This is a genomic window from Kitasatospora sp. NPDC058444 (assembly GCF_042721415.1).
Classification (GTDB): domain Bacteria; phylum Actinomycetota; class Actinomycetes; order Streptomycetales; family Streptomycetaceae; genus Kitasatospora.
Window position 1 is genome coordinate 199,602 of record NZ_JBHXLL010000007.1, and the last position, 14,916, is coordinate 214,517.

Below are 14,916 nucleotides of genomic sequence, written 5' to 3' on the forward strand. Positions count from 1 at the left end.
AGTCACCTGCCTGCATCGCCCCTGGGGGCTCGTCTAGCCGTTCGCCGTCCCGGCCAGGGCGAGGTGGCGGTGTTCGCGGGGGGAGAGGCCGTACGCGGCCTTGAAGGCGCGGCTGAACTCGGCGGCGCGGGGCAGGCCGCAGCGGGTGGCGACGGCGTGGACGGGCAGGGCGCGCAGGGCGGGGTCGGCGAGGTCGCGGTGGGCCTTCTCCAGCCGGCGGCGGCGGACGAAGGCGGCGACGGTCTCGCCGCCGGACTGGCGGGCGAACAGGCGGTGCAGGTAGCTGACGGAGATGTGGTGGGCGGCGGCGATCACGGCGGGCGTCAGCTCGGGGTCGTGCAGGTGGCGTCCGACGAACGCCCGGACGTTCTCGACCAGGGCCCGTTGGCGGGTGTCGTCGGGTACGGCGGCCTCGGCGTCCAGTTCCCGGGCGAGCCAGGCGGCCACCAGGTCGACCACGATGCCGCCCAGGCGGGGGGTCTCGGTGGGCCCCAGTGCGGCGGCCTGCCGGTCGAGGCCGAGGAGGAACTCCGAGAGCAGCGCGCAGCTGCCCTCCCGGGAGGAGAAGCCGCGGCCCAGCAGGTCCTCCAGCCGGTGCGGCGGCACCGGCAGCAGGGCGAGGGGGAAGTCGACGCCGACGGCCTCGATCCGCAGGTCCCCGGGGGCGCGGGCGGCGCGGGAGCCGAAGGCCCGCAGGTCGAACGGGTGCGAGCTGTCGAGCATGTGCAGGTTGCCGGGCCCGAAGGTCTCGGTGCGCCCGGTGTCGCGGGTCAGGGTGAAGCCGCCGTCGAGCAGCAGGGTGAGGTGGAACGCCTCCGGGTCCGAGCGCCGCACCCGGCGCGCGGTGCGGTGGAAGCGGGTCGGCGGGAAGGAGGTCCGCAGGAGGGTCACGGGGCCCAGCTCCAGGCGCCGCATCTCCGCCCGGAAGTCCTCGCGGTGGTCGCTGGTCACCTCGCTGTCCCGGGTGCGGCTGACCAACTCCCGCCAGCAGTCGAACCGTTCCTTCACGGGCACGCCCTCGCTGCTGAACACGCCCGTCGTGCTCGGGTCCACCGTCCGCCCTTCCCTTCCGGGGTCCGTCCCCTCCCAACCCGGCCGGAGCCCTCCCTCTCCACCCGGTGTCACCGGCTCCTCGCAGCCGGTGACACCGAAACCTACAAGGTCAGGCCCGGCGGCCTAAGCCCGGCCCCCGGGTGCGGCCGTCGTCGGCGCGGACCCCATTGAACCGGTGGTCGACCATCACCCGTTGGCATGAACGCAGGGGCTGACGGGCCCCGATTCCATCGCACGACGGCGGCCGGATCCCCGGGCCCGCACCGCCGCCAAGGAGACCGTGCCGCGGCCGGCCAGGAACCGGCCGCAGCGGAATGAGGGGAACGATGAGGAAGACCGGAACGACCAAGCGCACGCTCGCCTTCGCCGGCGCCGCACTGGCGCTGGCCTCGCTCACCGGGCTGACGACCGCCACCAGCGCCTCCGCCGACGTCAACAGCGAGTGGAACTGCTCGCGCAACCCGAGCGGCTGGGACCACATGAACTGGGGCAGCTGCCTGCTGCCCGGCGACTCGCTCGTCTCCGGCAACGGTGACTACCGGCTGCTCTACCAGAACGACGGCAACCTCGTGGAGTACGACACCAACACCGGCTACGCGCTGTGGGCCAGCGGCACCAACAGCGGCGGCCCGGGCAAGGTGATCATGCAGTACGACGGCAACTTCGTCGTCTACGACACCTTCAAGAAGGCCAAGTGGTGGTCCGGCACCGCCCTCGGCTGCAACCCCAGCGCCAACTGGGTGCGCATGCAGAACGACGGCAACGTCGTCGTCTACCGCCCGCACGACAACAACAGCCCCTGGACGCCGGTCTGGTCCTCGTACAACGGCCGCGTCGGCACCTGCTGACGAACCTTCGCCACCCCCGGCACCGGCCTCAGCCCTCCTGGGGCCGGCCGGCGTCCGGGGCGCCGAGGGCGAGGGTGAAGCTGAACCGGTCGCCGCGGTACAGGGTGCGCACCTGCTCCAGCGGCCGCCCCGCGGCGTCCAGGCTGCGGCGGTGCAGCAGCAGCATCGGCAGCGCCGGCGGAGTGCCGATCAGCAGCGCCTCGCGCGGGGTGGCCAGCACCGTCTCGATCCGCTCGTCGGCGGCGCCGATCCGCACCCCCTGCTCGCGCAGGTAGCCGTAGAAGGACCCCTCGGGGTCGAAGTCCCGCGCCAGCGCGGGCACCCGGGCGACCGGCACGTACGTGGACTCCAGCCCGACGCGCTCCTCGTCCGCGCGCAGCACCCGCTCCAGGTGCCACAGCGCCTCGCCCTCGGGCACCTCCAGCAGCCGGGCCATCGCCGCGTCGGCGGGCAGCCGGTCCAGGGCGATCAGGGTGCGGCCCGGACGCAGGCCCTGGCGCGAGACCCCCTCGGTGTAGCTGTTCAGGGACAGCGGCTGCTCGATCTTCGGCCCGGCCACGACCGTGCCCCGGCCCTGCCGGCGCAGCCGGCCCTCCAGCAGCAGCTCGCGCAGCGCCTGGCGCACGGTGGCCCGGGCGACACCGTGACGCTGCGCCAGATCGACCTCGGTGGGCAGCCGCCCGCCGGGGCCCAGTTCGGCGATCAGCTCCTCCAGGCGGGCCTTGACCAGGTAGTACTTGGGCACCCGGCCGTGCTCGGGGACGCCGGCGCGGGCGGGCTCGGGGACGGCCCGGGGGGTGGGGTGGTTCACCGGGCAACCCTATCGAGCGCCGCCCGGGCCGTACGGGTGCCCCGGGCTCCACGGGTGCCCCGGGGCGGGTGGTCGCGGAGGGCCTGTGGTCATGGAGGGTCTCTGGTCACGGAAGGGTAACGGGTCTGGACTGAATTTCGGCGGTTGTTCATACAACCGTGGATTCGCGGAGGGGGTGTCCTCGCCCGCCCGGCCCATCCTCGCTTCCGGTGCAACTGCACCGAGCCGCCGATCAGTTGGGAGTCCTCCGTTGCGCACCTCGCGCTCCACCCGCACCGCAGCCCTGGCCGTCACCCTCGCCGCCGCCACCGCCGTCGCCGGGCTGATCGCGCCGTCCGCGACCGCCGCCGTGACCGCCGGTGCCACCGCCGCCGGGGCCGCCGCCGGCCCGTACCGGAACCTGCCCGAGGGCACCAAGCAGGCCAAGACCCTGGTCATCGGCGTCGACGGCACCCGCTACGACAAGCTGCTCACCGCCGACGCCCCCAACCTCAAGGCCCTGATGGCCGACGGCATGACCGCCACCGGCAACCTCTACGCCAACCCGCTGGCCCCCACCCTCTCCGGCCCCGGCTGGTCGACCATCGCCACCGGCGTGTGGCCCGACAAGCACCAGGTGAAGGACAACGCCTTCACCGGCTCCCGCCTCGACCTGTTCCCCGACTTCGCCACCCGCCTGGAGAACGCCGACCCCGGCAACTCCACCCTGGTGATCGGCTCCTGGAACCCCATCGCCGGCAACGTCTTCAACGGCCGCGCCGACCTGCGCCTCCAGGAGAGCGAGAACGACACCAAGACCGCCGCCGACGCCGTCGACTACCTCTCCCACGGCAACCCCGACGCCACCTTCCTGCACTTCGACCAGGTCGACGAGGCCGGCCACAACCACGGCGGCACCAGCCCCGAGTACGCGGCCGCCCTGCACTCCGCCGACGCCCTGGTCGGCCAGGTCCTCCAGGCCGTCAAGTCCCGTGCCACGTACGCCTCGGAGGACTGGCTGATCGTCGTCACCACCGACCACGGCCACACCGACGCCGGCGGCCACGGCGGCAACAGCGCCAACGAGCGCCAGACCTTCCTGATCGCCGACGGCACCGGCTACACCCCCGGCTCGCGCCGCTACGACGTCAAGCCGGTCGACATCGCCCCCACCGTCCTCAAGCACGAGGGCGCCGCCATCGACCCCGCCTGGAAGCTCGACGGCCGCCCGATCGACGAGATCGCCCCCGACGCCTTCGACGCGCTGCGCCCCGGCCTTCAGGCCCGCGCCGACGAGAGCGGCATCCCGGCCGCGGTGAAGGGCTGGACCCACACCCCGCCGGCCGGCTGGAGCATCGACAACTCCCGCATGCCCAGCGGCGGCGTCACCGAGTGGCGCGGCTGGACCTTCGCCACCGACGAGTTCTGGACCGCCGCCCAGCTCGGCCAGTCCCGCGAGACCAACGTGCGCGCCCGCAACGTCTTCGCCGTCGCCGACTCCGACGAGTGGGACGACAAGGCGCACGGCGCCGGCCAGTTCGACTCCACCCTGGTCAGCCCCGCCTACCCGGTCTCCGGCCAGGGCCGCGGCGTGCTGTCCTTCGCGACGAACTACAAGATCGACGGGCCGCAGACCGGCGACGTCTACGTGGTCTTCGACAACGGCGCCCCGCAGCTGGTGAAGTCCTACCGCAGCGACCTCAACACCGTCGAGAACCTGCCCGTCACCGTCCCCGCCGGCGCCACCACGGCCCGTTTCCAGTTCCGGTACACCGGCACGAACAGCGCCTTCTGGACCGTCGACCAGGTCGCCTTCGCCACCTCCTGACCCGCACCGGGGCGCGCGGGCGGGGGAGGGGCGCCGGGCCCCGCCCCCGCCTGCGGCCGTATCCCGCCGTCCGGCCGCGGAGTGGCCACCCCTTGCATTGCCCAGCGCGTGCAACTATTGTTTCTGCATGTAAGGCGCGTCTGCACCGATCAAGCGGTGCGTACGCAACCCCCGGCGGGAGTCTCCCCACGGACGCCCGCCCGCTCCGCAAAGGCACTGACATGTCCCTCAAGGAACTCCTCCCCGGCAAGCTCGGCTTCGGCACCGCCCCCCTCGGCAACATGTTCCGCGCGATCCCCGACGCCGAGGCCCTGGCCACCGTCGAGGCGGCCTGGGAGCACGGCGTCCGCTACTACGACACCGCCCCCTTCTACGGCGCCGGCCTCTCCGAGGAGCGCCTGGGCGAGGTGCTCTCCGCCAAGCCGCGCGACGCCTACGTGCTGTCCACCAAGGTCGGCCGCGTCGTCCTCGACGAGCCGGAGGAGGGCGACCGCGACCTCGGCGAGAAGGGCGGCCTGTTCGAGCACGGCAACCCCAACAAGATGCTCCACGTGTGGACCGCCGAGGCCACCGAGCGCTCCATCGAGGACAGCCTCAAGCGCCTGGGCACCGACCGCCTGGACATCGTCTGGGTCCACGACATCGCCCAGGACTTCCACGGCGACCAGTGGCTGGCCAAGTTCGAGGAGGCCCGCACCGGCGCCTTCCGCGTCCTGTCCCGCCTGCGCGACGAGGGCGTCATCAAGGCCTGGGGCCTGGGCGTCAACAAGACCGAGCCGATCGAGCTGACCCTGGCCCTGGACGAGCCGCGGCCCGACGGCTTCCTCCTGGCCGGCCGCTACACCCTGCTCGACCACGAGCACGCGCTGGAGCGACTGCTGCCGATGGCGCAGGAGCAGGGCGTCGACATGGTCGTCGGCGGCCCCTACAGCTCCGGCATCCTCGCCGGCGGCGCCCACTTCGAGTACCAGGCCGCCCCGCCGGAGATCATCGAGAAGGTCGCCCGCCTGAAGGCCCTGGCCGCCGGGCACGGCGTCTCCATCAAGGCCGCCGCCCTCCAGTTCTCCCTCGCCCACCCCGTCACCGCCGCCGCCGTCCCCGGCGCCACCAAGCCCAGCCGCATCGCCGAGGACGTCGCCGCGCTGAACGAGACCGTCCCGGCCGCGTTCTGGCAGGAGCTGCGCGCCGCCGGCCTGGTCAGTGAGGCCGCCCCGCTACCCAACGGCGCCTGAACCTCCACCCCCACCCCCACCCCCGCTCAAGGACCACCAGGAGAAGCGATCATGGCCTCCACCTCCGTCAGCCGCATCGTCCCCGCCACCCCCGAGAAGGTCTGGAGCCTGATCGGCGGCTTCGACGCCCTGCCCGACTGGCTGCCCTACATCCCCGAGAGCACCGCCTCCGAGGGCGGCCGCGTCCGCAGCCTGAAGAACCCCGAGGGCGAGGTCATCGTCGAGCGACTCGTCGACTTCAACGAGACCGAGCGGCACTACAGCTACGCCATCCTCCGGGCCCCGTTCCCGGTCGACGGATACGTCTCCACCCTCCGCGTCCACGCCGTCCCCGGCCGCGACGACCTCGCCGAGGTCCAGTGGTCCGGCCGCTTCAACCCCGTGGGCGCCACCGAGCAGGAGGTCGTCGACCTGTTCACCGGCATCTACGCCGACGGCCTCGACGCCCTGCTCACGACCCTCGCGGCCTGATCAGGGCCCGTACCCCCGTCGTGCCCGCTCCGGCCCGTGACCGGCCGGAGCGGGCACTGCCACGCCACCCACGAAGGACGCGTCATGGAAACATCCCGGCTCGGCCACCCGCTCCCGGCCCCGCGGTCTCCCCGTGAGCCCGTGACGCCCGCGCCCGTGACGGCCGAGCCCGTGCCCGTGACGGCCGAGCCCGTGCCCGTGACGCCCGCGCCCGTGCCCGTGACGGGCGAGCCCGTGCCCGTGACGGGCGAGCCCCCGGCCGGCCTGGGGACATGGGTGGCCACGATCCTCGTCTGCCTCCTCGCGGGAGCAAGTCCGATCATCGGCTTCCTGAGCTTCGCCCACTGACCGCGCCACCCGCCCCGCCGGGGCGGACCGGTCCGGGCGTACGGCCCCACGCGGCTCCGTGCGGCCGGGGAGTAGTCTCCAGCCGGTGACACCGATTCAGCCCGTGCCGCCCGCCTCGTCTTCGCCGCCCGCGCCGCCCGCGTCGCCCGTCCCGCTCGACCCCGCCTGGGCCCCGCTGCTCTCCGTCACCGACGTCGAGCGCAGGACGGGCCTCGGCTGGCTGACCGGGCTCGGCTTCAACCGCGCGGCGCCCGCCGACCTGCTGCTGCGCATCCTGGACACCGGCGAATGGGGCCTGCTGCACCGCAAGGACCTGCCCCAGGAGGTCGTCGACGCCGCGATCGCCCACCCGAGCCGGGAGGTGCGCACCGGCGTCACGGAGGCCCGCCGGCTGTCACCCGAACAGTGGGAGCGGCTCGTCGCCGCCTCGCCCGAGCCGCGCCTGTGCCGGCGGTTCACGCTGCTCGCCGAGGAGGCCCGGGGCGCCGAGCGCGCGGCCGAGCGCGACGCCCTCCGCTCCGCCACCCCCGCCGAGCTGGCGGCGATGGCCGCCGAGGTCCCCGACATCGACCCCGCCGGCCGGAGCATGCCCCTGCGCTGGGTCACCGCCCTGCACGCGGACGCCGAGGCCATGCGGCTGCTCGCCGCCTCCCCGAAGCTGCTGGTCCGCCGCAGCGTCGCCCGGGCGCCGCGGCTGCCCGCCGACGTGGCCGAACTCCTCGCCCGCGACGAGGACCGCGCGGTGCGGATCTTCCTGGCCGAGTCCTGCGACGACGCCCCGCCCTGGATGCTCCTGGACATGGCGGCCTGGTGGGACGGCACCTTCTCCTTCCCCGGCCGCCCGCGCAACCACCCCAACTTCCCCCGCGAGGGCCTGCTGCGCCTGGCCGCCGACCCCAACCCGCTCCTGCGGGCCGCCGCGCTCGACGACCCCGCCGCCACCCGCGCCGACGCCGAGCGGGCCGCCGCGGACCCCGACCCGGTGGTCCGCAAGGCCGCCGCCGGGCACCACCGGCTCGCCCCGGAAACCGCGGTCGCGCTCACGGCCGACACCGACCGCGGCGTGCGGTGGCTCGCCCGGACCAACCCGGCCCTGCCCCTGGAGGACCTGGTGGCGCTGCTGCTCGCACCGCGCCGCTCCGAGACCGGTGCCCAGAACCCCGCCGTCCCCGCCGCCGTCATGCACCACATGCTCGACCTCGCCCTCCCGCACATCGGGGTCCCGTCGGTCTCGTAGCCCGGCGGTGCCCCGGGCCCGTCCGTGGCGTGGCCCGTCCGTGCGGCGAGGGCGCCGGTGTCGGTGCTGGTCAGGGCCCCTCGGGCTGCATAGCCTGACGGGGCGTCGGGCCGGACCGGGACAGGGACGTTCGATGACGAACTCCTCCGGCGGTGGAAGCGGCACCCCTCTGCGGTACCGGACAGCGCGCGCGAGGACGAGCTGCCGGCCGGAAGGGGCAATGGCGTGGACTACGGACTGATGTCATTCGGATCGGCACTCGGGGAGCCCGTCGCCGTCGCGGACGCGGCCTGCGAGTACACCGAGGACGTCGAGCGCGTCCAGGGGTACGGCTACCGCACCGTCCACCGCAGCCCGGACGGGGTCGGGCTCACCGACCTGGCCGCCGACGCCGCCCGGGCGGCCCTGGACGAGGCGGGCACCGACCCCGCCGACCTGGACCTGGTGGTCCTCGCGATCACCGACATCCCCGAGTACCTGTACTGGGACGCGGCCGCGGCCCTCCAGGACCGCCTCGGTGCCCGCCGCGCCGAGGCGGTCCTCGTCAGCCAGGGCTGCGTCAGCGGGATCACCTGCTTCGACCTGCTCGCCGGCCGCTTCGCCACCCACCCCGAGTACCAGCGGGCGCTGGTGGTCGGGGCGAACCGGACGTGCGAGCCGTACTGGAACCGGATGTACACCAACTCGCTGCTGTTCTCCGACGGCGCCGGCGCCGCGGTGGCCGGGCGCGGCCACCCCGAACTGCGCTGGCGGGCCGGCGAGACGATCAGCGACGGCCGCTACGCCGACCTGTTCCGGATGGACCAGGGCGGGGCGGCCGCCCCCTTCCGTGGCGGCCCGGCGCCCGCGCCGGCCCGCGACGCCTGGGGCCTGATGGAGTTCTTCGACTACGACACCGAGCGCTTCCAGGAGTTCATCGGCCTGATGGGCGAACGGGTGCACGAGGTGGTGGCGCGGGCCTGCAAGCGGATCGGCGCCTCCGTCCCGGACCTGGCCAGGGTGGTGCTGCCCAACGACAACCTCGCCACCCTGACGAAGCTGGCCGACCGGCTCGGCGTCCCGGTGGAGCGCACCAACCTCGAAGTCTCCCTGGAGCGGGGCCACTTCGGGGCCGCGGACCACATCCTCGACCTTCAGTACCACCGCGCGGCCGGGCACTTCGGCGACGGCGACCTGATCGCCCTGGCCGGCATGGGACGCGGCATGCACTGGAGCTGCACCCTCCTGGAGTGCTGACCGGCCGACGCCCCGGACCGATCCCGAACTGACGTGAACAGCCGGATGGTTGGCCGTGCACACAGGCTGTTGCGGGCGGCCGGACCGTCCCTATACTGCCGTTGCCCGTCGACCGGAACCGGCCACGGGCATCCGCTGCCGCGCCCGGCCAGGGCGGCCGGCCGGCCCGTACGAGGGAGAACCGACCATGGTCAAGCACTACCTCAAGTACGCCTTCAGCACCCTCACCGCCGCGATGTTCCTCCACATGGTCTGACCCGACCGTCCGACCCGATCGACGGTCTGACCGGAACCGGCGGTCCGGCCCGATCGGCCCCGGCCGGGGCCGGGTGGCGTACCGTCCGACCCTGGCTTGGGGAGCCCGCTTGTTCGCGACAGCGCTGAGCCAACTGCGCTACGGCGCAGCGATTCTGACGAACCGTCGAATACACCCGAGCGACCTGGAACGCCTCGCGCGCGACCTGGTCGCCACCATCGCCGAGTTCGGCGAACCCGGCGAGGACTCCGCCCTGCTGCCCGGCCGGGCCGGACACGTCGACCCCGGAGTGCGGCGCGAGGTGACCCGGCGCAGCCTGCGCGCCACCGCCCGCGCCGCCGCCCGGCACACCGCCCACTACCGCCGGCGGTTCGCCGAACTCGGCCTCGACCCGGCCCGGTTGGAGCCCGAGGACTGGTCGCGCGTCCCCGTCACCCCCAAACAGGCGCTGCGCGCCCGGCCCGCCGACTTCGTCTCGGACGCCGCCACCCCCGCCCTGATGGCGCTCACCACCGGCACCAGCGGCACCCCCACCGCGGTGTGGTTCTCCCGCGCCGAACTCGAGTGCGCCGTCGCCTTCAGCACCATCTCCGCCGTGCTCGGCCTCGGCCTGCGCCCCCGCCACACCGTCGCCTACGCCGGCTGCTCCCGCGCCACCCTGCCGCTGGTCAACGCCGAGGAGTCGGCCACCCGCGCCGGCGCCGGCTTCGTCCAGTTCGGCACCGTCGCCCCCGCCGTGGCCCTCGCCCGCCTCGCCGCCCCGCTCGGCCTGCCCGGCAAGGACCCCCGGATCACCCACCTGACCACCTCCGCCTCCTACCTGGCCGCCCTCGTCCAGGAAGCCGAACAACACCCGTGGCGCAGCCGCGACTTCGGCCTCCGGTCGATCAGCGTCGGCGGCGAGGTGCTCTCCGCGCCCCTGCGCCGCCGCGCCGAGGCGGTGTTCGGCGCCCCCGCCACCTCCGCCTACCTGATGACCGAGATCGTGCCCTCCGGCGCCACCCCCTGCACCCAGGGCCACCTCCACCACACCACCGAGTTCGGACACCTCGAAGTCCTCGACCCGCTCACCCGGGAACCCACCGCCCCCGGCGCCACCGGCACCGTCGTGCACACCCCCTACGTGCCCTACCGCGACTGCACCCTGCTGCTGCGCTACGCCACCGGCGACCTCGTCCGCCTCCCCGCCGAGCCGCCCACCTGCGAACTCGCCCACCTGCCCGCCACCTCCGAGATCCTCGGCCGCTGGAACGGACCGCTCAGCCGCACCGTCACCACCCGCGAGGTGCTCGACCTGGTCGAGGCCGAACCGGAGGTCCCGCTGCCCGCCCGCCACGCCCTCACCGAAGGCCCCGACGGCCCCCACGGACCCGCCCGCCTGCACCTGCTGGTCGCCCGCCTGCCCGCCACCGCCCTGCTCGGCCGGCTGGAGGAACGCGCCCACGCCGCCGGCCTGCGGCTGTCCGACATCGTGCTGTACGAGGACCGCGCCGCCATGCCGCCCACCGCGCCCCTGCGCGCCGACCTGCGCGAGCACACCTTCGACACCCCCGACGACTCCGACCGCGCCCCGGGAGGCAGCGCATGACCGTCAGCCCCGCCGCGCTGGCCGCCCTCAGCGTCGCCGTCGCCGCCGAACTGGCCCTGGCCGCCCGCTACTTCGCCCGCGTCCGGATGCCCCGCCCCCCGGTCGGCGTCTACACCGGCGGCGACGTCGCCGTCCTGTGCGCCGGCGTCGTCCTCGCCCCGCTGCTCTACACCGCCCTGCCCGGCGCGGCCGTCTCCGCCGTCTTCGGCCTCGTCGGCTGCCTGGCCGTCCAGTTCACCCTCGCCCCGCTGCTCGCCCCCACCCGGCTGCGCGCCGCCCCCTGGTCCTGGGCCGCCGCCCTCACCGCCACCGCCGCCACCACGCTCGCCGCCCTCACCGGCCACCCCGGCGCCGCCCGGGCCGGCAGCGACCTGGTGATCGCCGTCGCCGTCCTCGGCGTCGCCAACCTCTGGGCCCAGAGCGGCCTGCGCTCCGCCCACACCGCCGCCCTGGCCGCCGTCCTCACCGGCTACGACCTGGCCGCCACCACCCTCACCGACACCACCGCCCGCTTCTTCGCCCAGGTCCAGGACCGCCCCTTCGCCCCGCTGCTCGCCCTCACCGGCGGCCCGCAGCCCGTCGCCGTCGGCCTCGGCGACCTGCTGCTGCTCGTCCTCTACCCGCTGGTCGCCGCCAAGGCCCACGGCCGCACCGCCGCCACCGCCGCCGCCCTCACCGGCCTGCTGACCACCAGCGCCGTCAGCGCCTGCTTCGCCCTCGGGTGGCTCACCACCGGATTCCCGCTGCTCACCGCGCTGGGCCCGCTGATCGTCGCCCAGCACCTGTACTGGCGGCGTCGCCACGGCGGCGAGCGGACCACCGCCCAGTGGCGCGCGGGCCACCCGCTCCCGCTCCCGCTCCCGGCCCGCTCCCGCGCCGAACCCGACGCCGCCCTCGCCGTCCCCGTCCCCGAGGGCACCCCCGAGGGAGCCTAGGCCCGCCTCCGGGCCGCTCGCCCGGCCCGCCCGGCGCCGCCGTCACCGCCTGGTCGATGTCAGTGCCGGCCGTCATGATTCCCCCATGATTGACACCGCAGCCCCGCTGTCCTCGCCCTCCGCGTACGCCGAGGCCGTCGCCGCCGCCGTCCAGGCCGCCGCCGCGTACTACGCCGACGGCTCCACCCCGCTCGGGGACGACGAGTACGACGCCCTGCTGCGGGCCATCGCCACCTACGAGAGCGCCCACCCCAGCCAGACGCTGCCCGACTCGCCGACCGGAAAGGTGGCCGGCGGCGCCGCCACCGGCGACGTCCCGCACAGCGCGCCGATGCTCTCCCTGGACAACGTGTTCTCCGCCGAGGAACTGGAGTCCTGGGCCGCCGGCCTGGAGCGGCGCCTGGGCCGGCCCGTCGCCGCCTGGTGCGTGGAGCCCAAGCTCGACGGCCTCGCCGTCGCCGCCCGCTACCGCGCCGGGCGCCTCCAGCAGCTGATCACCCGCGGCGACGGCCTCGCCGGCGAGGACATCACCCACGCCGCCGACGCCGTCCTCGGCCTGCCCGCCGAGCTCGCCGAGCCCGCCGACATCGAACTGCGCGGCGAAGTCCTGCTCACCCAGGACCAGTTCGAGCACGCCAACCGGGTGCGCGCCGAGCACGGCGCCACCCCCTTCGCCCACCCCCGCAGCGGCGCCGCCGGCACCCTGCGGGCCAAGGACCGCCCCTACCGGATCGAACTGACCTTCTTCGCCTACGACGCCGTCGGCCCCGAGGGCCTCGACCACAGCGCCCTCCTGGAACACCTCGCCGCCCTCGGCGCCAACACCGCCGCCACCACCGCGGCCCGCCCGCGGCACTGTGCGGGCATCCCTGAGGTCCAGCAGCGCATCGAGGAGATCGCCGCCCTGCGCGCCGAACTGCCCTTCGGGATCGACGGCGTGGTGGTCAAGGCCGACCTGGCCGCCGACCGCGCCGAGGCCGGCCTGGGCTCGCGCGCGCCGCGCTGGGCGGTGGCCCGCAAACTGGCGGCCCAGCACAAGGTCACCCGGCTGCTCGCGGTGGAGTGGAACGTCGGCCGCACCGGGATCATCGCCCCGCGCGCCGTCCTCGAACCGGTGGTGATCGACGGCGTCACCGTCACCTTCGCCACCCTGCACAACCCCGCCGACATCGAACGGCGCGGGCTGATGATCGGCGACCAGGTCTTCGTCTACCGCGCCGGCGACGTCATCCCCCGGGTCGAGGCCCCGGTGCTCGACGCCCGCACCGGCGCCGAGCAGCCGATCGCCTTCCCCGAGACGTGCCCGCGCTGCGGCGACGCCATCGACACCACCGAACAGCGCTGGCGCTGCATACGCGGGCGCAACTGCCAGGCCGTCGCCTCCGTCCTCTACGCGGCCGGCCGCGACCAGCTCGACATCGAAGGCCTCGGCGGCACCCGCGCCGTCCAGCTCGTCGAAGCCGGCCTGGTCGCCGACCTCGCCGACCTGTTCACCCTCACCCGCGAGCAACTGCTCACCCTGGAACGGATGGGGGAGACCAGCGCCGACAACCTGCTCGCCGCGATCGACACCGCCCGCACCCAGCCGCTCAACCGGGTCTTCTGCGCCCTCGGCATCCGCGGCACCGGACGGACCATGTCCCGCCGGATCGCCGCCCACTTCGGCTCCATGGCGGCGATCCGCGCCGCCGACGCCGAGACCCTGGCCGGCGTCGACGGCATCGGCACCGAGAAGGCCCGCGTCGTCGCCGCCGAACTCGCCGACCTCGCCCCGCTGCTGGACCGCCTCGCCGCCCTCGGCGTGGGCACCGCCGTCACCGCCCCGACCACCCCCGCCACGGCGGCGGGGGAGAGCGGCACCGGCGACGGGAACGCCGGGAGCGCCGGGGACGGCGGCCCGCTGGCCGGCGAGGCCGTCGTCGTCACCGGCAGCATGACCGGCGCCCTCGCCGACCTCTCCCGCAACCAGATGAACGAACTGATCGAACGCGCCGGAGGCAAGGCCTCCTCCTCGGTCTCCAAGCGCACCACCCTCCTGGTCGCGGGCGAGAAGGCCGGCTCCAAGCGCGCCAAGGCCGAGGAACTCGGCATCCGCATCCTCACCCCCGAGGAGTTCGCCACCCTGGTGGCCGCCCACCTCCCGGCCTGACCACGGCTCAGGCCCCGACCGGCCCCCTCCGCGGCCCCGCCGGCCCGCGGACGGGTCCGGACACACCCCGTGGACGTGGACGACCCCGACACCGGCGCGCCCCAGCCCTCACCGCACCGTGAGCCGGTCGTGAGGAAATCGTGACGGCCTTGCGCAGGATGGTCATCGGGCCGGGCGCGGTGTCCACCGCACGACGGATCGCACCCCCGCGCCCCGCCCGTCCCCGCGCGCGTTCGGTCGCGGGAGTGCGGACCGTCCACCCCACCACGGAGGAGACCAGATGACCCTCGTCCACAGGACCCGCCGGCGGACCCTCGCCGCCGCGGCCACCACCGCCGTCGCCGTGGGCCTGCTAGGCCTCGGCGCCGCCCCGGCCGCCCACGCCGACACCCTCCCGACGTTCTGCAACCCGGCCGTGGACCGCACCACGATGGAAGCCGTCAACGTGCAGGTCACCCCCACGGTCACCGACTTCCTCATCGTCAACGTCGCCCCGGGCACCACCGGACAGCACAGCGACACCCTGACCAGGATCAGCTCGGTGACCACCACCGTCGACAACAGGACCGAGATCACCGCCTCGGCGGGCCCGCTGTGGCTCAAGGTCGAGGCCAAGGTCGGCTTCTCCGTCCAGAAGACCACCTCCAGCACCACCAGCCAGACCGTGAGCGACGTCTGGAACCTCAACGACCCCGGGCGGTACGGCCTCTACCGGGGCACCCGGGTCGTCACCGGCCAGTACGTCAACCGCATCTGCGCCCAGACCGGCCCCACCAGCGGCATCTGGGTCACCTCCTCGCCGACCCCCGGGACGTTCACCACCTACGAGTCCCCGGAGATCGGCTCGGTCGGCTGCGCGCCCGCCCAGCCGGCCGGCACCGTGCGCCGGGCCGCCCAACTCCTCATCAGCAGCTGCTGACCGCCGTGCCCACCGACCTGACGACG

Annotated in this window: 12 protein-coding genes; 10 read left to right on the forward strand and 2 right to left on the reverse strand. The window is 74.7% G+C overall.

Annotation, left to right across the window (positions count from 1 at the left end; translation table 11 throughout):
- Positions 1-33: 33 nt before the first annotated feature.
- The gene (locus ACFWP2_RS11365) at positions 34-1,053 is read right to left on the reverse strand and encodes a helix-turn-helix domain-containing protein (protein WP_380450123.1); all 1,020 of its coding nucleotides are present in this window, start codon (positions 1,051-1,053) and stop codon (positions 34-36) included.
- Positions 1,054-1,379: 326 nt separating this feature from the next.
- Between ACFWP2_RS11365 and ACFWP2_RS11370 the strand changes: the two genes are divergently transcribed.
- The gene (locus ACFWP2_RS11370; RefSeq protein ID WP_380450124.1) at positions 1,380-1,901 is read left to right on the forward strand and encodes a hypothetical protein; all 522 of its coding nucleotides are present in this window, start codon (positions 1,380-1,382) and stop codon (positions 1,899-1,901) included.
- A 28-nt stretch (positions 1,902-1,929) separates the two neighbouring features.
- Here ACFWP2_RS11370 and ACFWP2_RS11375 read toward each other — a convergent pair whose 3' ends face one another.
- Positions 1,930-2,712: a GntR family transcriptional regulator gene (locus tag ACFWP2_RS11375; RefSeq protein WP_380450125.1), complete on the reverse strand. Its 783-nt coding sequence runs from the start codon at positions 2,710-2,712 to the stop codon at positions 1,930-1,932.
- A 250-nt stretch (positions 2,713-2,962) separates the two neighbouring features.
- Here ACFWP2_RS11375 and ACFWP2_RS11380 point away from each other — a divergent pair, with 250 nt between their 5' ends.
- From ACFWP2_RS11380 to ACFWP2_RS11420, 9 genes are all read left to right on the forward strand, one after another.
- Positions 2,963-4,519 carry an alkaline phosphatase family protein gene (locus ACFWP2_RS11380; RefSeq protein WP_380450126.1) on the forward strand — a complete coding sequence of 519 codons (1,557 nt, stop codon included), beginning with the start codon at positions 2,963-2,965 and terminating at the stop codon, positions 4,517-4,519.
- A gap of 221 nt (positions 4,520-4,740) precedes the next feature.
- A complete protein-coding gene (locus tag ACFWP2_RS11385; protein ID WP_380450127.1) occupies positions 4,741-5,751 on the forward strand; it encodes an aldo/keto reductase in 1,011 nt (336 codons plus the stop codon).
- Between the two features lie 51 nt (positions 5,752-5,802).
- On the forward strand, positions 5,803-6,222 hold the full coding sequence (locus ACFWP2_RS11390) for an SRPBCC family protein (RefSeq protein ID WP_380450128.1): 420 nt from the start codon (positions 5,803-5,805) through the stop codon (positions 6,220-6,222).
- A 433-nt stretch (positions 6,223-6,655) separates the two neighbouring features.
- Entirely contained in the window at positions 6,656-7,807 is a 1,152-nt protein-coding gene (locus ACFWP2_RS11395) for a hypothetical protein (RefSeq protein WP_380450129.1), read from the forward strand.
- Between the two features lie 240 nt (positions 7,808-8,047).
- On the forward strand, positions 8,048-9,043 hold the full coding sequence (locus ACFWP2_RS11400) for a 3-oxoacyl-[acyl-carrier-protein] synthase III C-terminal domain-containing protein (RefSeq protein WP_380450130.1): 996 nt from the start codon (positions 8,048-8,050) through the stop codon (positions 9,041-9,043).
- Between the two features lie 365 nt (positions 9,044-9,408).
- Positions 9,409-10,887 carry a phenylacetate--CoA ligase family protein gene (locus ACFWP2_RS11405; protein ID WP_380450131.1) on the forward strand — a complete coding sequence of 493 codons (1,479 nt, stop codon included), beginning with the start codon at positions 9,409-9,411 and terminating at the stop codon, positions 10,885-10,887.
- The gene (locus ACFWP2_RS11410; protein ID WP_380450132.1) at positions 10,884-11,822 is read left to right on the forward strand and encodes a hypothetical protein; all 939 of its coding nucleotides are present in this window, start codon (positions 10,884-10,886) and stop codon (positions 11,820-11,822) included. Before ACFWP2_RS11405 ends, ACFWP2_RS11410 begins: the two co-directional genes overlap by 4 nt.
- Positions 11,823-11,907: 85 nt before the next feature.
- Positions 11,908-13,971, forward strand: a complete 2,064-nt coding sequence (gene ligA, locus ACFWP2_RS11415) for an NAD-dependent DNA ligase LigA (RefSeq protein WP_380450133.1) — start codon at positions 11,908-11,910, stop codon at positions 13,969-13,971.
- Positions 13,972-14,251: 280 nt separating this feature from the next.
- Positions 14,252-14,890 carry a hypothetical protein gene (locus tag ACFWP2_RS11420; RefSeq protein ID WP_380450134.1) on the forward strand — a complete coding sequence of 213 codons (639 nt, stop codon included), beginning with the start codon at positions 14,252-14,254 and terminating at the stop codon, positions 14,888-14,890.
- Positions 14,891-14,916: the final 26 nt, after the last annotated feature.